The 23,297-nt window shown below is 63.2% G+C and carries 20 protein-coding genes; 13 read left to right on the forward strand and 7 right to left on the reverse strand.

The annotated features are described in order from the left end of the window. The first annotated feature begins 181 nt into the window (after nt 1-181). The 7 genes from ACOVQ0_RS19805 to ACOVQ0_RS19835 all read left to right on the forward strand — a co-directional run bounded on the left by ACOVQ0_RS19805 (nt 182) and on the right by ACOVQ0_RS19835 (nt 6,187). The gene (locus tag ACOVQ0_RS19805) at nt 182-616 is read left to right on the forward strand and encodes a ketosteroid isomerase-related protein (protein ID WP_421888604.1); all 435 of its coding nucleotides are present in this window, start codon (nt 182-184) and stop codon (nt 614-616) included. Next, entirely contained in the window at nt 616-1,203 is a 588-nt protein-coding gene (locus ACOVQ0_RS19810; RefSeq protein WP_421888606.1) for a GNAT family N-acetyltransferase, read from the forward strand. The genes ACOVQ0_RS19805 and ACOVQ0_RS19810 overlap by 1 nt, the downstream gene beginning before the upstream one ends. Then, entirely contained in the window at nt 1,197-2,093 is an 897-nt protein-coding gene (locus tag ACOVQ0_RS19815) for a carbon-nitrogen hydrolase family protein (protein ID WP_421888608.1), read from the forward strand. The genes ACOVQ0_RS19810 and ACOVQ0_RS19815 overlap by 7 nt, the downstream gene beginning before the upstream one ends. Nucleotides 2,094-2,138: 45 nt before the next feature. Beyond that, the gene (locus tag ACOVQ0_RS19820; RefSeq protein WP_421888610.1) at nt 2,139-4,343 is read left to right on the forward strand and encodes a dehydrogenase E1 component subunit alpha/beta; all 2,205 of its coding nucleotides are present in this window, start codon (nt 2,139-2,141) and stop codon (nt 4,341-4,343) included. Then, nucleotides 4,336-5,349 carry an ACP S-malonyltransferase gene (locus tag ACOVQ0_RS19825; RefSeq protein WP_421888612.1) on the forward strand — a complete coding sequence of 338 codons (1,014 nt, stop codon included), beginning with the start codon at nt 4,336-4,338 and terminating at the stop codon, nt 5,347-5,349. The genes ACOVQ0_RS19820 and ACOVQ0_RS19825 overlap by 8 nt, the downstream gene beginning before the upstream one ends. Beyond that, on the forward strand, nt 5,346-5,807 hold the full coding sequence (locus ACOVQ0_RS19830; RefSeq protein ID WP_421888614.1) for a low molecular weight protein-tyrosine-phosphatase: 462 nt from the start codon (nt 5,346-5,348) through the stop codon (nt 5,805-5,807). The genes ACOVQ0_RS19825 and ACOVQ0_RS19830 overlap by 4 nt, the downstream gene beginning before the upstream one ends. Before the next feature lie 89 nt (nt 5,808-5,896). Further along, nucleotides 5,897-6,187 carry a hypothetical protein gene (locus ACOVQ0_RS19835; protein ID WP_421888615.1) on the forward strand — a complete coding sequence of 97 codons (291 nt, stop codon included), beginning with the start codon at nt 5,897-5,899 and terminating at the stop codon, nt 6,185-6,187. Between the two features lie 2 nt (nt 6,188-6,189). Here ACOVQ0_RS19835 and ACOVQ0_RS19840 read toward each other — a convergent pair whose 3' ends face one another. From ACOVQ0_RS19840 to ACOVQ0_RS19850, 3 genes are all read right to left on the reverse strand, one after another. After that, a complete protein-coding gene (locus ACOVQ0_RS19840) occupies nt 6,190-8,073 on the reverse strand; it encodes an AMP-binding protein (protein ID WP_421888616.1) in 1,884 nt (627 codons plus the stop codon). Nucleotides 8,074-8,211: 138 nt separating this feature from the next. Next, nucleotides 8,212-9,888 (reverse strand): MFS transporter, encoded by a 1,677-nt coding sequence (locus ACOVQ0_RS19845; RefSeq protein WP_421888617.1) that lies wholly within the window; start codon nt 9,886-9,888, stop codon nt 8,212-8,214. A gap of 18 nt (nt 9,889-9,906) precedes the next feature. After that, nucleotides 9,907-11,322, reverse strand: a complete 1,416-nt coding sequence (locus tag ACOVQ0_RS19850) for a DcaP family trimeric outer membrane transporter (protein ID WP_421888619.1) — start codon at nt 11,320-11,322, stop codon at nt 9,907-9,909. Between the two features lie 247 nt (nt 11,323-11,569). Between ACOVQ0_RS19850 and ACOVQ0_RS19855 the strand changes: the two genes are divergently transcribed. After that, nucleotides 11,570-12,193 (forward strand): response regulator transcription factor, encoded by a 624-nt coding sequence (locus ACOVQ0_RS19855; protein ID WP_421888621.1) that lies wholly within the window; start codon nt 11,570-11,572, stop codon nt 12,191-12,193. On the opposite strand, the gene ACOVQ0_RS19860 is transcribed toward ACOVQ0_RS19855, so the two are convergent. Then, on the reverse strand, nt 12,170-15,583 hold the full coding sequence (locus ACOVQ0_RS19860; protein ID WP_421888623.1) for a PAS-domain containing protein: 3,414 nt from the start codon (nt 15,581-15,583) through the stop codon (nt 12,170-12,172). The two genes, ACOVQ0_RS19855 and ACOVQ0_RS19860, sit on opposite strands and share 24 nt — an antisense overlap. A gap of 100 nt (nt 15,584-15,683) precedes the next feature. Between ACOVQ0_RS19860 and ACOVQ0_RS19865 the strand changes: the two genes are divergently transcribed. After that, nucleotides 15,684-16,199 (forward strand): hypothetical protein, encoded by a 516-nt coding sequence (locus ACOVQ0_RS19865; RefSeq protein ID WP_421888625.1) that lies wholly within the window; start codon nt 15,684-15,686, stop codon nt 16,197-16,199. A 6-nt stretch (nt 16,200-16,205) separates the two neighbouring features. Here the strand turns inward: ACOVQ0_RS19865 and ACOVQ0_RS19870 are convergent, their stop codons facing one another. Genes ACOVQ0_RS19870 through ACOVQ0_RS19880 form a run of 3 tightly spaced genes read right to left on the reverse strand, consistent with a single transcriptional unit; the run spans nt 16,206 to nt 20,432 of the window. Then, a complete protein-coding gene (locus ACOVQ0_RS19870; RefSeq protein WP_421888627.1) occupies nt 16,206-18,380 on the reverse strand; it encodes a CHASE2 domain-containing protein in 2,175 nt (724 codons plus the stop codon). Nucleotides 18,381-18,384: 4 nt separating this feature from the next. Continuing rightward, nucleotides 18,385-19,749, reverse strand: coding sequence for a FecR domain-containing protein (locus ACOVQ0_RS19875; RefSeq protein WP_421888629.1), 1,365 nt, complete (start codon nt 19,747-19,749; stop codon nt 18,385-18,387). Then, complete coding sequence (locus ACOVQ0_RS19880) at nt 19,749-20,432, reverse strand: response regulator transcription factor (RefSeq protein ID WP_421888631.1); 684 nt, start codon at nt 20,430-20,432, stop codon at nt 19,749-19,751. Before ACOVQ0_RS19880 ends, ACOVQ0_RS19875 begins: the two co-directional genes overlap by 1 nt. A gap of 147 nt (nt 20,433-20,579) precedes the next feature. On the opposite strand from ACOVQ0_RS19880, the gene ACOVQ0_RS19885 reads away from it, so the two are divergent. The 4 genes from ACOVQ0_RS19885 to ACOVQ0_RS19900 all read left to right on the forward strand — a co-directional run bounded on the left by ACOVQ0_RS19885 (nt 20,580) and on the right by ACOVQ0_RS19900 (nt 23,293). After that, nucleotides 20,580-20,717, forward strand: coding sequence for a hypothetical protein (locus tag ACOVQ0_RS19885; RefSeq protein ID WP_421888633.1), 138 nt, complete (start codon nt 20,580-20,582; stop codon nt 20,715-20,717). Between the two features lie 246 nt (nt 20,718-20,963). After that, a complete protein-coding gene (locus ACOVQ0_RS19890; protein ID WP_421888634.1) occupies nt 20,964-21,323 on the forward strand; it encodes a hypothetical protein in 360 nt (119 codons plus the stop codon). A gap of 121 nt (nt 21,324-21,444) precedes the next feature. Further along, nucleotides 21,445-21,744, forward strand: coding sequence for a hypothetical protein (locus ACOVQ0_RS19895; protein WP_421888636.1), 300 nt, complete (start codon nt 21,445-21,447; stop codon nt 21,742-21,744). A 25-nt stretch (nt 21,745-21,769) separates the two neighbouring features. Then, the gene (locus ACOVQ0_RS19900; protein ID WP_421888638.1) at nt 21,770-23,293 is read left to right on the forward strand and encodes a methyl-accepting chemotaxis protein; all 1,524 of its coding nucleotides are present in this window, start codon (nt 21,770-21,772) and stop codon (nt 23,291-23,293) included. The last annotated feature ends 4 nt before the right edge of the window (nt 23,294-23,297 follow it).

Below are 23,297 nucleotides of genomic sequence, written 5' to 3' on the forward strand. Positions count from 1 at the left end.
CAAAACCCCGGCATCGCGTTGGAGGCGAATCCATCGCAAGCGCCGGGGCGTTCTTCCGGCCCATAAGCGAACGAGCGCAAAAGTGCAATTGCACGCGCGGCTGCAATGAAGCGTTGCGGGGTGGGGTGCTGGAACGGCGCGGCGGTTGGCGTTAGGGTCCGGTGCAAAGGAGACACTGCCGATGACCAGCCCCGCCGCGCGTACTGATGCGATTGCCCTGCTTGCCCGCTATTATGCGGCCTTCAACGCTGGCAACTGGCAAGGAATGCTCGATTGCCTGAGCGACGATGTGGCGCATGATGTGAACCAGGGTGAGCGGGTGACGGGCAAGGCGAAATTCGCCGAATTTCTGGGGCACATGGAACGCTGCTACAAGGAGCGGCTGGAAGGTATCGTGCTGATGGCGAGTGAGGATGGCACCCGTGCTTCGGCAGAGTTCGTGGTCCACGGCGAATATCTGGCGACCGATGAGGGCCTGCCGGAGGCGGACGGGCAGACTTATGTGCTGCCCGCAGGGGCGTTCCTTGCCATCGACGGCGGGAAGATCACGCGGCTGACGATGTATTACAATCTGGCAGACTGGAATCGGCAGGTTATTGGGCAGGTGGTCGGCTGATGGCAATTTCGGTCAGGCCGCTGACCGGGGCTGAGATTGCCGACGCGCTGGACGATCTGGGACGGCTGCGGATCGCGGTATTTGCGGCCTTTCCCTACCTCTATGATGGCGATCCGGCTTATGAAGCAGGTTATCTGGCCGAATATGCCGCTGCGCCCGATGCTGTGCTGGTTGCGGCTTTCGACGGCGCGAGGATCGTGGGGGCAGCGACGGCGGCCCCGATGATGCATCAGAAAGCCGATTTTCGCAGGCCATTCGAAGCGCAGGGTATCAAGGTGGAGCGGCTGTTCTATTTCGGGGAAAGCGTGTTGCTGCCCGAATATCGGGGGCACGGTATCGGCCATGCCTTTTTCGATCACCGTGAGGCGCAGGCGAAGAAGTGCGGGGCGAACGCGGCGTGCTTTGCGGCCGTGGTGCGGGCGAACGATCATCCGGCGCGGCCTGGGGGCTATGTGCCGCTTGATGGGTTCTGGACGAAGCGGGGCTATGCGGTGGTGCCGGATCTGACCACGGAGCTTGCCTGGAAAGAGCATGGGGCTGAGGGTGAGCGGGTGAACACCATGCAGTACTGGCTTCGGCAATGGTGAAGTTCACGGTCGCTGCCGCGCAATACCCCGTCGATCAGCTGGATAGCTGGGATGCCTATGCGGCCAAGCTGACGCGCTGGGTTGAAGAGGCTGCCGAAGCTGGTGCCGCGCTGGCGGTTTTTCCCGAATATGGCGCGATGGAACTGGCCAGCCTCGATCCCGCTACGATGGGCGATCTGGCGCTTTCCATCGAAACAGTTTCGGCGCTGCTGCCGCGCGTCGATGCCTTGCACGCGGAACTGGCAGGGCGCACCGGCCTGCATATTCTGGCCGCTTCGGCACCACGCAAGGATGCGGACGGGCGCTTTCGCAACGCCGCGCGCCTGTTTGCGCCGAATGGCAAAGTGGGCGTTCAGGATAAGCTGGTGATGACCCGGTTCGAACGCGAGCAGTGGCATATTGCGGCGGGATCTGCCTTGCGCCTGTTTGATACGATGCTTGGGAAGATCGCTGTAAACATCTGTTACGACAGCGAGTTTCCGCTGCTGGCGCGGGCTGGTGTAGAGGCTGGGGCGGACCTGCTGCTCGTGCCATCGTGCACGGATTCGCTGCATGGCTATTGGCGGGTGCGGCTGGGATCGCAGGCCCGCGCTTTGGAAGGGCAATGCTATGCCGTGCAATCGCCCACGGTGGGCGAGGCGGCTTGGTCCCCTGCGGTTGACGTCAATCGCGGGGCGGCGGCAATCTATGGCCCACCGGATCGCGGGATACCGGAGGATGGTGTGTTGGCTGTCGGCGTGGAAGGGGCTTCGCAGTGGGTCTTGGCCGAAGTGGACACCGCACTGGTGGCAGAGTTGCGCGCCGATGGTGGCGTGCTTAACGCGCGGCACTGGACAGAGCAGCCGGGCGCGATGGCGCTTCCTGCGGTAGAGGTCGTGGACTTGCGCTGATCGCGCAGGTATCGATGGGTTTCGTTACGAAGGAAACCATCGAAGATGTCGCTTGATGCCGCCGAGCAGGTCCACCGGCAGTTTCTGAACGCACTGGAAAGCGGCACGCTGCGGCGCAGATCCAATCTTGGGCTTGGCGATGTTGGCCTTTCGCCTGAACGGGCAGCAGCGCTTTTTCGTTCTCAGGCCCTGTCTCGCCAACTCGACCGGATGAGCAGGAAACTGCAGGCGCGGGGCGAGGGGTTTTACACCATCGGGTCTTCAGGGCACGAGGGCAACGCCGTGCTGGCCGAAGTGCTGCGCGTGGATGATATGGCGTTCCTGCATTACCGCGACGCCGCGTTTCAGATCCACCGCGCGCATAGCGTGCCGGGCGAGAACCCAGCGTGGGATATGCTGCTGAGCTTTGCGGCGAGCGCGGAAGACCCGATTTCCGGCGGTCGGCACAAGGTGCTGGGATCGAAGCGGCTGTTCATTCCGCCGCAGACATCGACCATCGCCAGCCATTTGCCCAAGGCGGTGGGGGCGGCATTTTCCATCGGTATTGCGCGCAAGATGGGGTTTGAAGAGACGGTTCTGGCGCGCGATGGCGTGGTTCTGTGCAGTTTTGGCGACGCCAGCGCCAACCATTCGACCGCGCTGGGGGCGATCAACACCGCGTGCTGGGCGGCGTTTCAGGGCACGCCGATGCCGATCATTTTCCTGTGCGAGGACAATGGGATAGGCATATCCACCCGCACACCGCCCGGCTGGATCGAAGCGAACTTTTCGGGCCGGGCGGGGCTGACATATATTGCCTGTGACGGGTGCGATCTGATCGACACCTACGCGGCGGTAAAGCGCACAGAGGAGGTCGCAAGGCGGCAAAGGAAACCGGTTTTCCTGCACATGAAGACGGTGCGACTTTATGGTCATGCGGGCAACGATGTGCAGCTTGCCTATCGTTCGAAGGATGAAGTGCGCGCCGAGGAGGAACGCGATCCGCTGCTGGCCAGCGCGGCGCTGCTGATCGAGGAAGGTGTGATGTCTGCGGCGCAAGTGCGCGGGCTTTATGACGAGATCGAAGCGACGCTGGAACGGCAGGTGGAACTGGCGATCCGGCGGCCCAAGCTGCCCGATGCGGCGGCGGTGATGGCGAGCATCGTGCCGCAAAAGCGCGCTGGTGTGGGGCGTCCGCTGGCGGCAGAGGCGGATCGTGCGGCATTGTTTGCAGATGATGCCGAGGCGATGGCCAAGCCGCAGCATATGGCGAAACTGATAAGCTGGGCCTTGGCCGACATGTTGCTGCAATACCCGAACGCGATTGTCTGTGGCGAGGACGTGGGGCCGAAGGGCGGGGTCTATGCCGCCACGCAGAAGCTGCACGCACGGTTTGGATCGGCGCGGGTTATCAATACCTTGCTGGATGAACAGGCGATCCTGGGGCTGGCGATTGGGGCTGCGCACAACGGCTTGCTGCCGCTGCCGGAAATCCAGTTCCTGGCCTATGTCCACAATGCCGAGGACCAGATCCGGGGCGAGGCGGCGACGCTTTCGTTCTTTTCGGATGGGCAGTTCACCAATCCGATGGTCGTGCGGATTGCGGGCCTGCCTTATCAGAAGGGCTTTGGCGGGCACTTCCATAACGACAACTCGCTAGCCGTGTTTCGCGACATTCCGGGCGTGGTGCTGGCGGTGCCGAGCAACGGACGCGATGCGGTGGCGATGCTGCGCGAATGCGTGCGGCTGGCGCATGAGGAGAGCCGCGTTGTGGTCTTTGTCGAGCCGATTGCGCTTTACATGACGCGCGATCTGCACGCGCCGGGCGATGGGCTGTGGGCCAGCGTCTATCAGCCGCCGGGGGAGGGGGCGATTGCCTTTGGCGAGATCGGCGTTGCGGGCGAGGGGACGGACCTTGCAGTCGTGACATATGGCAACGGGTTTTATCTTTCGCTGCAGGCGCAGAAGCTTCTGGCCGAACGGGGCGTGGGCGTGAGGGTTATCGACTTGCGCTGGCTGGGGCCGGTGAATGAAGAGGCGGTGCTGGCCGCGGTTGCGCCGTGCGCGCGGGTGCTGGTGGTGGACGAATGCCGGGTGACCGGCGGGCAGAACGAGGCATTGATGGCGCTGCTGGCGGAGCGCGCGCCGGACAAGGTGATTGCGCGAATGGCGGCGACGGACAGCTTCATTCCGCTTGCCCGCGCGGCAACGCATACTCTGCCGAGCAGGGATGGGATCGTGGCGAAAGTGCTGGATATGGTGCGTGGTTAAGGAAACCGTAGTTGTCGTCTGTCCGGGGCGGGGCACCTATAATCCGCCGGAACTGGGGTATCTGGCGCGGTATCATGGCGGGGCGGAGTGGCTGGCGCGGTTTGATGCTTTGCGGGTTGAGGCGGGCAAGCCGCCGCTGAGCGCGCTTGATGGCGCGGCGAAATTTACGCCCGCGCATCTGCGGGGCGATAATGCCGCGCCGCTGATCCATGCCTGTGCCTGGCTCGATTTCCTGAAGCTGGATCGAGAGCGGTTCGAGGTTGCGGCCGTTACGGGCAATTCGATGGGTTGGTACACGGCGCTGGCCTGTGCGGGGGCGGTATCGCCTGAACATGGCTTTGCCATTGCCGATGGTATGGGTGTTAACTCGCAGAAGCACGCGCCGGGCGGGCAGGCGGTGCTGGTGCTGGCGGATGAGGACTGGACGGTCGATCCGGCGCTGCGGCGCGCGGTGGAAGCGGCGATGGCGCGGCATGGCGTTTGGCCTTCGATCCGGCTGGGCGGGATGCTGGTGGTGGCGGGGGCTGAGGCGGCACTGGATGCGCTGGAGAAGGATCTGCCAGCGCTTTCACGCCCGCCGATGCGGTTGGCGGGGCACGGGCCGTTTCACACGCCACTGATGGGGCCAAGCAGCGATGCGGCCAAGGCGCAGTTTCCCGCAGAGTGGTTCGGGCAGCCGACGATCCCGCTGATTGATGGACGCGGGAAAGTGTGGCGGCGGTTCGAAAGTTCGGCGCAGGAGCTGTGGGACTACACGTTTGGTCACCAGATATTGCAGCCCTATGATTTCACTGCCGCGATGACCGTGGCGATGCGCGAGTTCGCGCCTGATCGCGTGGTGCTGCTCGGCCCCGGCGAGACACTGGGTGGGGCCATCGGTCAGGTGCTTGTCAGCTTGAAATGGCTGGACATTTCGTCACGTAACATGTTCACTGCGGTGCAGGGAGAGGATCCGTTACTCATCAGCATGGGGCGACCCAGCCAAAGAGGTATCGTGATCCCGTGAGTCAACCTTCGGTTCTGTTCGTCTGCCTTGGAAACATATGCCGCTCGCCACTGGCCGAAGCGGCGCTGCGTGCGCGGGCGGTTGAGGCGGGGGTGGCAATTACCATCGATTCTGCCGGGACCGGGGACTGGCATGTTGGGCGGGCACCCGATCCGCGCGCGCAGGCTTTGGCGATGGCGCATGGCATTGATATCTCCGGTTATCGTGCCCGTCAGGTAACATCTGAGGATTTTCGCCGGTTCGGCTATGTCTACGCGCTTGATCCGCAGAATCTCAAGGATTTGCGCAGGATAGAGCCTTCACGGCACATGGCCGAGGTACGCCTGCTGATGGACATGGTGCCGGGTCGCAAGGGCACAGCCGTGATCGATCCCTATTATGGCGATCAGCATGATTTCGAACAGGCATGGGCCGACGTTTGCGCGGCGGCGGATGCGCTGGTGAAGCGGTTCCGCTGACCATTCAGTCTGTTTTCCGCCGCTTGCTTGACAGGGTGTGCCTGCCAGTTAAGCCCTCGCCTCTCTGAAATGTGTGGGGAGGGAAATCTATGCGTAAATTTGTTGCAGGCGTTGTTTTTGCAGGTCTGCTTGCAGGATCGGTCGCGGCGCAAGTGGCTCAACCTGCGGCAACGACTCCGGCTCCTGCCCCCAGCCCAACACCGACGCCAACCGCCAGTGCAACGCCTACGGCAACCGCAACCGCAACAGCAGCCCCTCAGCCTGCATCAACTGCGCAGGCGCAACCTGCGCTGACCGAAAACACGGATTCGTCCTACAGCAGCATTGGTCTGCGTCAGAACAGCACTGGCACCATGTCTGCCGGAAGCGACGGTCCGTAATTTCAGGCGACCTCGTGCCGGTGGACCAGCGCGTGTAATGCCGCCGGCACAAGAGGATCGTCGATTGTTGGCGGCGTCGTCCATTCTTCGCCGTTGACGATCTTCCGCAGAAGATTGCGGAGGATCTTGCCCGAACGAGTCTTGGGCAGGCCAGCGGCAACATAGGCAGTCTTGAGCGCGGCAACGGCGCCCAGTTCCGCGCGCACGGCAGCGACGACCCGGAGTTCCAGCGTATCGTCGACATCGAAGCCTGCACGCGGCACGACGAAGGCGATGGGCGTCATGCCTTTGATCGCGTCATCCGCGCCGATCACCGCGCATTCGGCCACGCCATCCACGCTGGCGACGATTTGTTCCATCTGCCCGGTGGACAGGCGATGGCCAGCGACGTTGATGATATCGTCCGTGCGGCCCATGATGTGGACGAAGCCTTCATCGTCGATGAAGCCTGCGTCGCCGGTTTCGTAATATCCATCGAACGTAGCGAAGTTCTTCGTATAGCCTGCCGGGTTGTTCCAAAGCGTGCGGAACGCGCCGGGGGCGAGTGGGGCCTTGATGGCCACGGCACCGCTTTGCCCGGCGGGGACCGGCTGGCCGCCTTCGTCGAGAATGGCGAAGGCGTAACCCGGCACCGGGAACCCTGCGCTGCCGCGTTTGCGGCGCAGATCGCACAGTGCAAAACACGATGCGATGGCAGGCCAGCCGAGTTCGGTCTGCCACCAGTGATCAATCACGGGCAGGCCGGATTTGTCTTCCAGCCAGCCGATGGTGTCGGGATCGGCGCGTTCGCCTGCGAGGAACACGGCCTGACACTGGCCGGTGCCGATTTCCCGAAGGAACGTGGCGTCCGGGTCTTCCTTGCGGATGGCACGGATTGCGGTGGGGGCGGTGAAGAAGGTCTTCACGCCGTGGCGCGCGATCACACGCCAGAACGTGCCGGGATCGGGCGTGCCAACGGGCTTGCCTTCGAACAGCACGGTCGTAGCGCCGACCAGCAGCGGGGCGTAGACGATATAGCTGTGGCCGACGACCCAGCCCACGTCCGACGCGGCCCAGAACACGTCGCCCGCGTTGATGCCGTAGATGTTGCGCATCGACCATGCGAGCGCGACGGCGTGGCCACCGCTTTCGCGCACAACACCTTTGGGTGTGCCGGTGGTGCCCGATGTGTAGAGGATATAGAGCGGATCTGCCGAGGTGACTGGCACGGGGGCAGGGGCCGGATCGGCTGCGGTTGCGGCACGCAGATGGTCCCAATCGATATCGCGCGAACCTGCAAGGTCGGCGTGCAGTCGGTCCCGCTGGAACACGACAACACGTTCGACCTGATGGTGGGCCAGCGTCAGCGCTTCGTCCACCATCGGTTTGTAGGCGATGGTGCGCGCGCCTTCGATCCCGCACGAGGCGGTCAGCAGGACTTTCGGGGTGGCATCATCGATGCGTTTGGCCAGTTCCAGCGGGGCAAAGCCGCCGAATACCACCGAATGGATCGCGCCCAGCCTTGCGCAGGCGAGCATGGCGAAGACCGTTTCGGGGATCATCGGCATATAGAGGATCACGCGGTCACCCTTGCCCACGCCCAGCGCGGCGAGCATGGCGGCGGTGCGGCCTGCCTCTTCCAGAAGTTCCGCGTAGGTGATGCGGCGGACCGTATCCGTGACCGGACTGTCATGGATCAAGGCCACCGCATCCCCACGACCCGCCGCCACATGGCGGTCAAGGCAATTGGCGCAAGTGTTGAGCGTGCCGCCGGGGAACCAGCCTTCGGCTTCGTCGAAGGTGGCTGACGGTTGCGTGGTCCAGTCCAACGCCTTGGCCGCAGTGCCCCAGAAGGTTTGCGGATCGGCAATGCTGGCTTGCCATGCCCGGTTGTAGGCTTCGCTCATGTCCTTTCCCCTCAATATTCCCCTTCGTCATTGCGAGCGACCGGAGGGAGCGCGGCAATCCAGAGGCGGTGTCCCTCGCTCTGGATTGCTTCGTCGCACAGCTCCTCGCAATGACGACAGGCGATGGCTAGTCAGACCTTAGTCGTCGATGCTGCGCTTGTAGGTTTCCGGCAGGAAGATCAGGCCGAAGACGCAAGTGGCGGCGGCAACGATCACCGGATACCAGAAGCCGTGGTAGATATCCCCGTTGGCCGCCACCATCGCAAAGCCGATGGCGGGAAGCAGGCCGCCGAGCCAGCCGTTGCCGATGTGGTAGGGCAGGCTCATCGAGGAATAGCGGATGCGGCTGGGGAACAGTTCGACCAGCATGGCCGCGATCGGGCCATAAACCATCGTCACCAGCAGCACGAGGTAGAACAGGATTGCCACGACCAGCGGCTTGTTGATCTGATCGGGATTGGCGCTGGCCGGGTAGCCTACCTTTTCAAGATCGCCGGTCACTTCCTTGGCAAAAGCGGTGATGGCGGCTTTCTTTTCGTCGCCCGAAATCTTTGCCGGATCGGGAGCGCTAATGGTGGTGCCGCCGATCTGTACCGAAGCGATGGTGCCTGCAGGCGCTTCGACGTTTTCGTAGTTCACCGCTGCCTTGGCGAGGGCATTCTTCACGATATCGCAGCTTGTCGTGTCGAACTTGTTGCCGCCCACCGGATCGAACTGTGAAGAGCATTCGGCGGGGTTGGCCAGAACCCTGACCGGGGCGTTCGCCTGCGCGCTGGCGAGTGCCGGATTGGCGGCGGCGGTCAGAGTCTTGAACGCGGGGAACAGGGTCAGCGCAGCAAGCGCGCAACCGGTGAGGATGATCTTCTTGCGGCCGATCTTGTCAGACAGCCAGCCGAAGAACAGGAAGAACGGTGTGGCAAGGCCCAGCGCAATGATGATCAGGGTATTGGCGGTGAGACCATCGACCTTGAGCATCTTTTCAAGGAAATACATCGCGTAGAGCTGACCGGTGTACCAAACGACAGCCTGTCCGGCGATGGCGCCGAAGAAGGCGATCAGCACGATCTTGAGGTTCTTCCATTCGCCAAAGGCTTCGGCCAGCGGACGCTTGGATGATGTGCCTTCGTCCTTCATCTTCTGGAAGACGGGCGATTCATGCAGCTTCAGGCGCAGCCAAAGTCCGATGCACAGGAACACGCCCGAAAGCAGGTAAGGAATGCGCCAGCCCCACTGCTTGAACGCTTCCTCGCCCACGCCGGTAACGGGCGAGCGCACAAGGATCACGATCAGCAGTGCCATCGCAAGGCCCGCCGTGGCGGTGATCTGAATCCAGCTGGTGTAGAGGCCGCGCTTGTCGTTGGGCGCGTGTTCGGCAACGTATGTCGCCGCGCCGCCATATTCGCCGCCAAGGGCAAGGCCCTGGAACATGCGCAGCACCACCAGCATGATCGGCGCGGCGACGCCAACGCTTTCATAGGTGGGCAGGCAGCCGACGAGGAACGTGGACAGGCCCATGACCAGCAGCGTGACGATGAAGGTGTAGCGTCGCCCGACGATATCGCCGATGGCCCCGAACACCAGCGCACCGAACGGGCGCACGATGAAGCCCGCCGCAAAGACCAGCAGTGCCATGATGAACGACGTGGTGGGGTTCAGCCCGGTGAGGAACTGCGCCGCGATGATCGCGGTTAGCAAGCCATAGAGGTAGAAATCGTACCACTCGAACACCGTGCCAAGCGACGATGCGGTAATGATCAGCTTTTCGTTGTGCGTTGCCTTGTGATGTTTGGGCACGGCATCGTCCACAGTTGCCATCGGTCCTCTCCCTTGTTCTTAGAACGTATATTTCGCCGCCATTTCGACGCGATCCATCTTGCCCACCAGACCGCTTGCAACTTCGCGCACGGCATGACGGTACTCTATCCCGAAATCGAGATTGCGCACCGGTGACCAGAACAGGTTTCCGGCAACGCTCCACGCTTCGACATTCGCCAGACCGGGCGTGGCCAGCGTATCGGGATAATCGGCGTGCTGATAGCCCGCCATGAACGTGGAGCGCAGCGTGTCGGTCCAGCCCAGCTTGACCGAGGCCCAGCCCGCCATGTTGCTGACCAGATTGAGCCGATCGGCCACCGCGCGGTCGTAGATCGCATCAGGGGCATAGCCGACGGTGAAGTAGCGTCCGATCCCGCGACCGGCGGAGGCGACAAAGCGGAAATCGTGTCGCAGGTTCGGGCCGAACAGGATCTTGCCGCCGACGGTGCCGCCAAAGCCCAATGCGCTGTCGCCGGTGCCGGCGCTGTGAACCGAAACGCTGCGGACCAGACCTGCGACGTGCAGTTCCTTGGTCTTATCCTTGAACGCCAGCTTGGCGATCAGATCGGGCATCCGGTCCTGATCGTTATCGACCATCGCAGCGGAGGTGGAGGTGAGTGTTTCGGTCTGCGGGTTTTCGGCGGCAAGATAGAGGTCAAGCCCGCCGCCCAAGGGCCGGCGATATTGCACCATCATCTGCCGCACGAAGATCGACCCATCCATCGGACCGACGAAATCGGTGGTTTCGGGCAGGTGCGCGGCGTTCTGGAAAGTAGTCCATTCCTGCCCGATCAGCAGGTTGCCATAGCTGATGAAACCGCGCCGGAAGGTTGGGGTATAGGCATTGGTCGCGCGCTGTGCGCCGAGCGGTGCGGCGGCAAGGGCGAAGTCGAATTCGATGTGGCCTTTCAACTCCTTGCCAGCAACCGGGGTGCTGGTGGAGAAGAACAGCCGCGTCTGGCGCGCATGGCCGATAACGTCGGTGCTGGCAGCGCCGCCCACCGGGATCTGCTGCGGCAGGAAGAATTCCTTGCCCAGTGAACCGCCCGCGAGTTCGCCGTTGCCGAAGCGGGTGACGCTGCCGACGACTTTGACGAAGCCGCCCATCTTGTAGGTCGTGCCACGCACCTTGAAGCCATCGGCTTGGGGCTTTGCCTCAAGCGCGGCAAGTTTGGCCGTGGCGGCATCGGCCTTGGCTTCGGCGGCGCGGGCGACTTCGATCGCCACTGCGTCGTCTGGAACTGAAGAGGCGCTTCGTTCTGCGCGGGCCTGCTGGAGGTCGGCCTTCATCGCGGCCATTTCCGCCTCAAGCCGCAAGAGGCGGGCTTCTAGTTCCGCCTCACGGTCGGTGGGAGCAGCCTGCGCCAGCGCGGGCAAGCTCAAACTGGTTGCTGCAAGAAGCAAGGCTACGCGCCTTGCGATCGATCCCGACATTTTCCCTCTCCCGGCGTGCGTACTGTGCACTGTCCGGGTTGCAGGCTGTCGCACGCAGCGCGGTGCCACCAGCGCGCGATTGGTGTTAGATATTCGACCAAAGTCGTGGACTACGACCAGTGGCCCGCAAGGCATGATGTGCGAAAGGCCACGAAACGCGGGACTTGCCGAACGGGCGGCGATGAATAAGCTGGCGAGACGCGGGCGATATTAGACGAACGTGCGGTGGCCAAACGGGGGAGCCAGGTTGAGCGAAACGATCCTGATCGCAGACGATCATCCGCTGTTCCGGCAGGCCTTGGCGCTGGCGGTGGCGAATGTCGCGCCCGACGCGCGCGTGGTGGAGGCGGGAACGCTGGCTGCGGCAGCCAAGGCTGCCAGCGATGCGCCCGATCTGAAACTGATCACGCTGGATCTGAAAATGCCCGGAGCCATCGGCTATTCCGGCATTGCGCTGCTTCACGCCGAACGGCCCGACGTGCCGATACTGGTCGTATCCAGCGCCGAAGGGGCAAAAGTGGCCGAGGAGGCCCGTGCGTTTGGCGCGGTGGGCTTCTTGCGCAAGGATGCGGACCTGGCCCGGATCGAGGATGCCATCCGCGTCGCTTTGGGCGGAAGCTCTGCCACCGTGGTCAGCGACGAACCGGTTGAGCAGGTGCGGCGCGAAGTGGCTGGGCTTACGCCGACGCAACTCAAGGTTCTGCTGGAGGTGCTGGACGGTAAGCTCAACAAGCAGATCGCGTTCGATCTGGGGATGAGCGAGGCAACGGTGAAAGCGCACATGACCGCCATCATGCGCAAGCTGGACGTGCAGAACCGCACGCAGGCGGCGCTTATCGCCCGTTCGCTAGGGCTGGACCTCATCAACTGACCGGGCCGCAGCATCTGCCAGAAAGGCAGCAAGGGCAGCGGGGTCGGCGGGTTTGACGAAAAGCGGCACGCGCCGCATCCGCAACCGGTTGCGCAGCGCAGGGCCGCTCTCTGCACTGACCATCGCGATGACCAGCGCCGGATTGCGCAGCCGCGCCTGATCGATCAGGCGCAGCCCGTCATCTTCGCCATCAAGGTGGAAGTCCGCCAGCAGCACGTCGATCTGGCCGACATGGACCAGCGCTTCATCTATGGTGCGTGCGCCGATGGCGCGGTGTCCCAAACCTGCGATCATGGCCACCGATGCATCCACGATGTCAGGTTCGTTATCGACCACAAGCACGCGCAAGGGCTTAAACTGCACAGCAATTGTGGTGGGGACCATCGTTGCGACCGAAGGTTCGGGCAAGGCGAGGGCAGGGAGTGTGATGCTGAACCTGCTGCCGTGTCCTTCGCGCGATGCAACTTCGATCCGTGCTTCCAGCAGCCGGGTGATGCGTTCCACAATGGCAAGGCCAAGGCCCAATCCTTCGGCCTCTACCGTGCCAAGCCGTGTGAATTCCCCAAATATCTCGCGCTGGCGATGTTCGGCAATGCCGACGCCGCTATCGATGACATCGATCCTCAGATCGCCCCCGCGCTGCCGCACCCCGATAATGACGCCACCTTTGGGTGTATAGCGCACGGCGTTGGTGACGAGGTTTTGCAGCACCGAACGAAGCAGGCCGGGATCGGTCATCACGGCACCGCGCAAAGGGCCTGTGCGCAGAATTAGGCCCTTTTCCTCGGCCAGAGGGCGCAGAGTCTCCACCACTTCGCCGATCAGCGGGGCGAGGGCGACCGGTTCCGGGCTGGGCTGGATGCCGCCTGCATCCAGCTTCGAGATATCGAGCAGTGCGCGCAGCAAGGCTTCGGCTGAAACGATGGATCGGTCGATGCGTCCCGCCAGCGTCCGCGCCGATCCTTCAAGGTTGCGGTCGAGCGCGGAGGTGAAAAGTCGCGCTGCGTGCAGCGGTTGCAGAAGATCGTGGCTGGCTGCGGCCAGAAAGCGCGTCTTTTCGCGCGTGGCCGAAGCGAGGCGCTGGTTCACCTCGCGCAGTTCGAGCGTCCGCTCGGCCACACGCTGTTCAAGCTGTTCGAGTGTGCGGTTCAGTTCCGCGCGAACCTGTGCTTCTTCGGTAATGTCGGTGAACGATGTCAGATAGCCGCCGCCCGGCATCGGCCCGCCGACAGACTTGATCACACGCCCATCGGCCCGCACACGTTCGGAAACATAGGCACGCCGTGCGCGCAGATGGGTGAGGCGTTTGTCCACTTCAGCCTCGGCTGGCCCGGCGAAGGCACCGCGCATTACGTTGTAGCGGATCAGATCGGCGATGGGCACGCCCACGCGCACCAGCCCCGGCGGGTAGCCGAACAGATCGACATAGCGGGTGTTCCACGCCACCAGATTGAGATCGGCATCGATCACGCTGACGCCAGATTGGAGGTTCTCGAACGTGGCGGCCAGCAACTGGCGCGAGAAGCTGAGCGATTGCCCGCCTTCGTCAAGTAGCCGGGCAACGTCCTCTACGCTCATCCGCCCGCCCGCGAGTGCAGAGGCAACCAGCGCGCGGGCCGAAGCATTGCCCACCACGCCGGAAATCAGTTCCTGCGCCAACCGCGCTGCGTGTCGATCAACCGGCTGTGCGTGGCGGGCCGGTGGGAAAGCGGCGCAGGCCCTTTCTTCACCCACGAAGCGCGCGGTGAGGGCGGTGAGATCTCCGATGTTACCCGCGCTGCGACCGCTGGACAGCAGCCGTGGCAGACGCGGGGCCTGCTTTTTGCCCGCGCGGACGAGTGCCAGAACCGCAAGGTTGGCGGCGAGGCTCCACACCACGCCATGTACCAGCGGCGTGGCACGTCCGATGCCGAACAGCCGCACCGGATCAAGCAGAGAGCCTTCCAGCCCGGCCAGCACTTCGCGCGGCAGGATAGGCGGGAGGGCGAGCGTATAGAGCCAAAGGCCCAGGCCAGTGAGCAGACTGGCGCGGGCGGCCACCGGATCGTGCCCCGGCGACGATACAGCCAGCAGGAGATGCGGCACGAACTGCACCATCGCGGCAAAGGCGACGAGGCCGATGGATGCCAGCGACCGGCCCGGATCGACCAGCAGCGCCCATAGCAACGCCAGAGCCACGATGCCGATGATCGCACCGCGCCGCACGATCAGCATTCGCCGGCCAAGATCCCCGGCTTGCGCTTCGCTTTCGTTGCGCAGCACGGCTGGGAAGATCAGATCGTTGGACACCATGATCGCCAGTGCCGTGGCATCGACGATTACCATCGCGGCGCCCGCGCTGAGACCGCCCAACAGTGCCGCCACGGCAATCGCGCCATATCCCGCGCTGCCCGGCAGCATCAGCACATAGCGATCGGGCGATGCGCCGGGTGGCAGGGCGACCAGTCCCGCCAGTGCGATGGGCACGACCAGCCCAGCCATCGCGAGGATATAGATCGCCAGTCCCAACCGCGCCTTTGGCAGGTCGCGCGCCGAATGCGCCTCTGCCAGCCCCATATAGAACTGGCGCGGGAGAACGATGATTGCAAAGGCCGATACCAGCGCGATCACGCCGGTTTCCAAAGTGATATGATCCGGCGCGAACTGCTGCGCGATGGCGCTGGCCGCACCGGCCAGACGATCCGCGTCTGCATCGACCAGCACTGCGATGGCGACGATACCGACCAGAGTCAGCGCGATCAGTTTGATCAGCGATTCCAGCGCGATAGAGAACACCAGCCCTTCGCTGCGGCCTGCGATTTCATACCGTCTGGCCCCGAACAGTATGGCGAAGACCGTGAGCACTATTGCGGCTGCGATCATGGTCGGCACCGCCACGTTCTGGCCCGACGATGCGGCTATCGCCGTGCCGATAGAGCGCAACTGCAGTGCGATGTATGGGACGGTCCCGCACAGCGCGATCACCGTGATGATCCGCGCGACGCCCGGATCATGGCCGAAACGCGCGGCGATGAAGTCTGAAATGGTCGAGGTGCGTTCGCGGTGAACTTCCTCGGCCAATCGGGCCAGAAAGCCGGGTGCGGCGATCAGGAACAGCGCGGGCGCAAGGTAGATCGGCAGGTAGTTCCAGCCTTCGCTGACCGCGGTGCCGACCGCGCCATAGAACGTCCAGCTTGAACAATAGACGCCCAAGGCCAGCGTATAGGCACCGTGGCGCAAACGCGGCTGCACCCGCCATTTCAGCCCGCCGCGTTCAATCGTGGCGGCAACGCCGAATAGCAGCGCGAACAGCGCCAGCGCCATCAATGCCGCGATATTCGCACTCATCACGTCAGAGTGGCCCGCGCCTGCGCCATCGGCAAGTGCAATGTCGCTCGCTGGCGCTGGCACCGCCGCTGCATTTGCCAGATCGTGCAGGAGCGGCTAGGTCCGCGCGACTTCCATCGCAGCAGGGCGGCGTGTGATGATCCGTGCAAGGCAATTCTTGATTATGCCCGGCGTTATTGCCGTTCTGGGCGCTTGCGCCGGTCCTGTTGAAACCCGTGCTGGTTACGATGGGCGGGGTCTTGATGGGGGCGGGCTTGGCGGCCTGTCGGCAGTTGCGGTCGTATCGACTGATGCCGCGGACGGCGTTTCGGAACAGGCGCGAACCGCCGTGGCCGAGGCATTGGGTCGGCGCAATGTAGCTTCGGTTATCGCCCAGTCTGGCGCGCCGAGAGTTACTGTTTCGATTGCAGAACGGCCTTCGTCGCTTGCCGTGCTGACTGATGATGGCCGGGTCGTGTCCGGGGCCAAGCGCCGCCGCTTGTTGCAGAACTGCGAAGATCGCACCCAGCGGTTGCTGCTCGTGCTCGAAACCGCAGGCGCACCGCCAGTACGAGCCTGGGCGGAAGAGGATCATTGCAAGGGCGAATTCACGGCAAGCCTGATGCCGCTGGCCGAACGGGCCGTGGCCGCGCTTGCTGATCGCCGGGCGGGGGTTACCTTGCGGTCGGGGCGGGATTGAAGCGTATCAACCCTCGTCCAGTTCGTCTTCCAGCTGCGCCAATGGCAGTTCGACCGTGAACTGCGCGCCATAGCCTGCGTGATGGCGATAGGTTACCTTGCCGTCGTGGCGCTGGGTGATCGTTTGCACGAAGGCCAGGCCCAGACCAAGGCTACCGGTATCGTCAGCGGCGCGGCCTTCGGCATAGAGCGCGAAGGGATTGGCCGCACGGCCCTGCGGCATTTCGGGGCCGGGGCCAGTGACATTCAGAACGGCGCAGGCATCCACAGCCTCCACGCCGAAGCGGACAGTCGTGGCATCGGGTGCAAACTTCACAGCGTTTTCCAGCAGGTTCACAACGGCGCGCAGGATCAGGCTGCGATCGCCCAGAATCCAGATTTCGCCATCGACGCATTCATCCTGCACGACGACCTGTTTTTGCCGTGCGCGGGGCCATACAAGGTCAGCGGCTTCACGGGCTACGTCGCACAGATCGACCGGCTCCGGCTCCATCGGCCTGCGTCGAGCACGGGCGAGCTGTACGAAATCGTCGGCCAGCTTCAGCGCGTGGCGGGCATGGAGCCGAATGGCACCCAACGTTTCGGCAGCAGCCTTGGGAGAGCCGGACTTTCCGCCCAGCTTTTCCGTCTCAAGCAACGTGACGATGGCAGCGTTGGGCGAGCGGATATCGTGTGACAGAAACTGGAGAATATCGTCGCGCTCTTCGGCAATGCGCTGAAGATCGGTCACGTCGGCATAACTGAGAATGCGATAGTCACCTGAAAAATCAGCAGTTTCGGGCAGGAAGAAGCGGCCTTGCCGGTCACGCAAAAGCCCGTGATCCTTGTCTGGCACCAATGATAGGCCCGCGGTGACCGCTGCGATCGGCCTGCCTACAATATCCTCACCGAGAAGCGCCTTGGCAGCGCGGTTGCTCAATACGATCTGCCCATCCTGATCCACCACGCAGATGGCAGCGGGCAGCCATTCCACGGCTTCGCTCACAAAGCTGCGCAATTGGCGAAGCTGCTCGATCAGGTCGGAAAGGCGATTGGCATCGCGTGAGACGATATCCGCGCCACGCCGGTTTGATCGGGTTGCCAATGCCAGCCCCGGCTCCTTCTCCAAGGTAGCGATACGCGATATGACGAACCTGCCGATCACGTTCAGGCGCCGCCACCCCCACAGGATGTGCGCGGCCACAAGGCCAGCTATCGCACCTGCCGGGGGCAACCAGATATGGGCCATCACAAGTAGCCCAAGGCTGATGATCAACGTTCCAGAAGCGAGGCCGATGGCGAGCCAGAAGCTGCCGGACGGGGATAGCCGCAGAAAACCGATCATCAGCAAGATCAGCGGGATCAGCGCCAGTCCGGCCCGCTTTTTGGGGGCGATGGTGCGGATACCTGCATTCTGCAATTGGGTGTTGAGCAGGTTGGCTTCGATCTCAACGCCAGCAAGAAGCCCTCCTGCAAAGCGCGGCACGGGCTGCTGGTTGGCCAGGCCCGGCGCTGTTGCCCCGATGAGCAGCAGTTTGTCGCGGACCAGCGCGGACGGCACTTCTCCGGCGGCCAGGCTGGCAAAGGAGATTCGGCGGAAACTTTCGCGCGGGGCATAGGCGATCAGGTCTGCCTCGCTGGCATCCCCCCTCTCAGGCGCGGCGAGGTGCGAAAAGAGCGGTGGAATCCCGCCCGGTGCCGCCGGTTTGGGCATGGCGCGGATAACGCCATCCTCGTCAGGCAGAAGATCGACCGTGCCCAACCCGGCAGCGGCCGATTTCAGCGCTGCCGGCGGCAATTGCGCGGCCAACGCTTGCCCCGTGCTATCGTGTTCGACCAGCGCAGAGATATAGACCGGCGCTGCGCGGGTCAGAGCGCCTGCCAGTTCGGAATCCTGCAGCGTTTCGTCCAGAAACAGCACGTTGTAGGCGATGGCCTTGGGTCGATAGCTGGCAACCGTATCCAGCAGTTTCGCATGTTCGCTGCGCGGCCACGGCCAGCGACCCAGCGTTTGCAGGCTTGGCTCATCAATCTCAACGATGAGGATGCGATCATCCACCGGCGGCGCGGCAAGGCGCAGCGCCTGATCGTAGATGCGGTTGTCCACCATCGACAGGCGCTGGTTTGCGGTCGCCAGCCATGCCAGCGCGCCGGTGACGAGCGCGACGACAAACCATTCGCCATAGAGCCTCCGGTGAAGCACGGCCCTATTCCGGTGCCGCCACGGTAAGCTGCTCGAAGGGTAGCCAGTTTTCTACCACATCGGTGCCGTCATCCTGCCGCACCCCCACGCGCCAACGGTATACGCCGGGGGGCAGGTTGCGCAGACTGACACCACCGGTCTGCAATCCGGCTTCGTTGATCAGCCACGCGGCTTCGGCAGGCAGGCCGGGCTTGGCTACAGGGCCTAGCTGAAAGGCATAGCTGCGCTGCCCTTCGCCTTTGCCGCCCCATGTGAAACGCATCGTATCGGCATCGGCCTGTGCCGCAGCGGTGACGCCTGCAAGGACGCGGCGCATCGCAAACGTCTGGGGCAGCCCTTCAAGGCCCGATCCGGCGATGCCGCTTACGCGCACGAACAGGCTGCCGTTGGGAATGTCGGCAAAGGCGAAGTTCTGCGCGGCGTCCGTTCGTTCGGCCAGCACTTTGGCGAAGCCCGCGTCTTCGGATATCTGCACGTGATAGGCGCGCGCGCCGGGAAGGGTTGCCAGCGCCAGTTTGACCAGTGGATCGGTTTGCACGCGGCCCGGTTGTAGCAGATCCGGCGCGGCCAGCAGGTTTTCGGTGGCAAGATCGCCGCTGGCCGATACCACCGCGCCCAGCCCTTCGGTCAGGCTCGCCTGCGCGCGCGTGGCCTCGCTGCTGGCGGCAACGGTGCCCTCCAGCACTTCGGCAAGCGATGTATCCTCGCCAAAGCCCACGCGAAAGCGGGTGCCGCGCACGGCGGTGATGGCACGCGGGGTGCGGATGCGGAAGCGGTTGTTGCGGTCCTTGCCCAGCGGGCTGGCGGATGTTTCAACCTTGCCGCCTTCGACCGCGAAGTCATAATCGATGCTGCCCGTCAGAGCGATGCGGTGAAGCCGGGTGATACGCATCCGCGTGCGCGTGGGCATCGATGTGCGCGATCCGTTGGGCAGTTGCAGGGTGACGAACCCATCGGCCCCAGTCTCGATCGCCGCGCCGGGCGTGATTTCGCTGCCCACGCTGGGCGACAGCTGCCGTCCCGCCTGCTGCACCACCACATTGCCGCGAACCGCCACGATCCGTGCGGAAAGCGGTTCGGCTTTCAACAGGTCCACCGGAATGCGCAGGACCGTGCCCACCGGGATGCGGCGTGGATCGGCAATCTGGTTGATCCGTTGCACCGCGCGATAGCTCTCGGGCCGCACCAGCGATTGCTGGGCCAGCGTGAACAGATTGTCGCCCTTGCGCACGCCATATTCGATGATGTCCTGCAAGGCCGTAGCATCGACAATCGGGATGCGGCTCGTCTTGGCGGCTGCAGGGTGGGCGCCCCCTGTGGCCAGTGCAAGGGACGCCCCCGCGATCCACACGAAGGTTGCACGCTTCATCAGCAGGACTCCAGACGATAGCCATAGTTGAACACCGTCTGCAGCCTGTATCCGTTTTCCGAACGGAGCCGAAGCTTGGTGCGTATGCGCGAGACGTGCATGTCGAGCGTGCGAGTGGTCAGATCGGCAACCGATTTCCACACCGATTCCATCAGATATCCGCGCGACAGCGGTTTATGCTGATTGGCGAAGAACAGATAGGCTAGCGCAAATTCCTTGCCCGTCAGCACGATGGGATCGCCGCCCAGCGAAACCGTTTCGCCCGTCCGGTCGAATTCATAGGCGCCGAACCGTTCGAACCGTTCCGTCGCCGCTTTTGGTTGAACGCGGCGCAGCACGGCGTGGACGCGCGCGGTGATCACGATCGCGGATTCTGGCTTCACAATGTAATCGTCCGCTCCGGCGTGAAGCGCGGCCGCCACGTCGTCCTTGTCCGACCGGCTGGTCAGCATGATCACCTGCGGACAAGGCGTGATATGGGCCTGCACCCAGTTGAGGATATCCATCCCCGACATATCGGGCATGTTCCAGTCGAGGATCAGGAGATCGAAAGTTTCGCGCGCAAGCGCACTGACCAGATCGCGACCGCGCCTGAAGGATACGCAGCGAAATCCTTCGCCGTCGAACAATCGCGACACGAATTGTAGCATCGTGTCGTCATCGTCAACGATTCCGATTTTCATGATCTGCCCCGGCCAGCCTTTCAGAATGCCGCCATACCGTGCGGTTGCGCGCTCGTAACGCCAAAGTCTGCAAGTTTACATCTCTTTACAACCATCCTGCCGAATTGTCGGTTACTTGTCCCGCGTCGGGTCAAAGGAGCGGCGCAATTGGAACGGGCAGAAAGCAGTCAACCGCGTTGGGGGTTTGGACGGGAGCGTCTTGCCGTGCCCAAGTTGCTGGCAGCGCCCGGTCTGGCGCTGGTGCTTTGGGCGCTGATCGGCATTGCTATGCTGGTTTTGGGCTGAAGGTTCCGTTTTGGATCGCGGGGTTTTCGGCAATCCATTCGGTCGGTCGTGCGCCGGCGATCCGGCAATTCGCTGCCATCCGGGGTAGGCAGTGGCATTCTCAAAGTCCTCGGGTCGCACTCTGATCGGACCGCATGTGCTTCGCATGTGCGGTCCGGTCTTCAATGGCTTCACCAATTTACAGGGTCAGATCAGATGTCGGCAGTCCATTTCCTTCAAAAACCGCTTGAGGAGCATGGTCTCGAGATGAACCTGTACCATGTTGCCAGAAATTATCGCCGGCACCTGCAGGAATGTGAGAACCTGCTTCCCGGCCTTCAGCCCGCAGGATCGGGCTGGGTCATGCTGGCAGAACTTTACATTGCCAAGATCGAACATCGCAAGATGTCGGTATCGGGTGTGTGCGTTTCCGCTGGCGTGCCGTCCACCACCGGCCTCAGGTATCTCGACATGCTGATGGGTGTGGGCATGGCTGTGCGCATCCCTGATGAGAACGACCGTCGCCGGTCGTGGGTCCGTCTGACCGATGCCGGCGTAAAAGCGGTGGAACTGATGCTGACCGGCTTCGTCAACGCGATCGACTCTTCTCAGCGCACCTCCCGCTGAAACGAACTAGGTAGGTTCACCTAACCGGCGGGTTTCCTCAAATAGAGGAAGGTACGCTACTTCGGCAGGCGGTCCCATCACCGCCTACGGAGTGCGTCGTCGCCATGACGATACGTCAATCATGATGCCCGCCACGGGTGCCCTTGCGCAGATCGGCCTGCTTTGCAGCGTCCTGATCGCGACTGTCCTTTGGCCACATGCCGGAAAACCCGTTCTGCTCGTCCCGCTGGCCGGGGCAGGGCCATCGGGTTTGCGCGGGCTGGCTGATGAAGGCTTTGCCGTTACTGGCGCGGGAAGTCTGCCGCACAGCCTTGTGGTCTACCGGCACGATACATTCTCCATCCTTGCGGTTCTCAAGCAGGGCTACCTGCCGCTCGCCGCTCAAACAGTCCTGTGCAGCCAGAACGGCGTGCGCGGCTGATCCCTATTCGAGACGGAACCCCATCATGGAAGATCTGGTCAAGTTCAGGCAGCAAGGGCTGTCCATCGTCGTGGCAGTGGCATGGGCATGTAGCGCGATCATCGCCTTCGGCGCGTTTCTGGCGGAAAGTGGAATCGTGCCTGTCGTGCTTGCGCTGGCGATTACAGCCTATCCCACGCTCGCCTATTTCCGAAAGGCTTCGGACACCGTTTCGCGCTTTGTCATCGGCGGCACCATGCCGTTGTACTGCGCCATTTTGCTGCTGCAGTGGTCCGGCTCCGCATGGCAGATCGATCTGCACATGGCATTCTTCGCCATGATTGCGATCCTGGCGATCTTTGCCGACTGGCGGCCTGTTCTTGCCGGGGCGGGCGTTACTGCCGTTCACCACCTCGTCCTGAACTACGCCGCCCCCACGCTGGTGTTTACCGGTGGCGAGCCAGATCTGGGCCGCGTGGTTCTTCATGCGGTGATCGTCGTGGTTGAAACGGCGGTGCTGGTCACGCTCACAGTCAGGCTGGAAGCGCTGATCATCGCGCAGTTCACGGGCGAACGCGAACGGATTGAGCTGGAGGCCGCTACCAATGCCGAACGTACCCGCCGCCAGAATGAACAGCAGGGCGTTGTGGAGAAGGTGGAGGCCGGTCTGAAGGCACTGGCCCGTGGCGATCTCGATTGCCCGATCCAGCACCCGTTCCCGCCAGTGTTCGAACCTCTGCGCACCGATTTCAACACCACGGTGGCCACGCTGCGCTCGCTTGTCAGCAGCGTTGCCGGATCGTCGCGCCAGATCGAAGCCAGCGTTTCCGAAATCCACCACGCCGCCGATGACCTTGCACGCCGCACCGAAATCGATGCCGCAACCGTGGAGCAGGCTGCCCACACGATTACGCAGATGACCGCATCGGCCACCAGCGCGGCAACCCGCGCCACCGAGGTTCAGGGCGCGCTGGACGAATCGCAGCAGCGTGCCGTGCGGGGGCGCGAGATCGTGACCCGCGCGATGACCAGCGTGCAGAAGATCGAACAGTCCGCCAACGAGATCGGGAACATTGTCACCCTGATCGATGGGATTGCGTTCCAGACAAATCTGCTGGCGCTCAACGCAGGCGTCGAAGCGGCGCGTGCGGGTGAGGCGGGCAAGGGCTTTGCCGTGGTCGCCACCGAAGTGCGCGCTCTGGCCGAGCGGACCACAGAGGCTGCGCGGAACATCAAGGCGTTGATCAATACCTCGACAGTGCAGGTCAGCGAAGGCGTGGATTATGTGACGCAGGCTGGAACCGTGCTGCAGGACGTGATGGTCGAAGTCAGCGAAATCGGCGCACTGGTGACCGAAATCACCGAAGCGACACGATCGACCGCGCAAGTCCTGTCCGGCGTTCAGAACACGTTCGTCGCCATCGACAAATCGACCCAGCAGAACGCTGCAATGGTCGAGGAAAGCAATGCTGCCGTCCGCTCGCTGGCGCAGGAGGCCAAGGCGCTTATGGCGACGCTTGGCCAGTTCTCGCTGCGGGATGACAGATCACCGCTGCGCGCAGCAGCTTGATCGG

Source organism: Novosphingobium sp., from assembly GCF_049240505.1.
GTDB lineage: Bacteria > Pseudomonadota > Alphaproteobacteria > Sphingomonadales > Sphingomonadaceae > Novosphingobium.